Annotated in this window: 1 protein-coding gene; it reads right to left on the bottom strand. The window is 61.6% G+C overall.

The genetic code is table 11. The features are described from left to right. A partial coding sequence (locus SB764_RS39500) for a transposase (protein ID WP_410866683.1) occupies window positions 1-279 on the bottom strand: 279 nt, incomplete at both ends.

Genomic DNA, 279 nt, shown 5'->3' with positions numbered 1-279 from the left:
TGGACCTGACGAGCGAGTTCGCCAACCTGGGCTCGCTCCTGCTCGTTGGCCGGAGTAATGTTCACCGCAAGCAACTGCCCCAACGTATCTACCGCCATATGGACCTTGCTGCCCCGCTTGCGTTTATAGCCGTCGTAGCCGGCGCGAGGACCACTCTCGCACGTCGATTGCAACGTGCGCCCATCGAGAATGACTGCGCTTGGCTGGCCCTTACGGCCCTGCGCGACGCGGATTATCGAACGCAGGTCGTTGACCATGGCCTCGAAACAACCCGCCTGA

This window comes from Paraburkholderia sp. SIMBA_027 (genome assembly GCF_046535315.1).
GTDB lineage: Bacteria > Pseudomonadota > Gammaproteobacteria > Burkholderiales > Burkholderiaceae > Paraburkholderia > Paraburkholderia tropica.
This window is presented reverse-complemented; position numbering and strand designations above follow the sequence as displayed.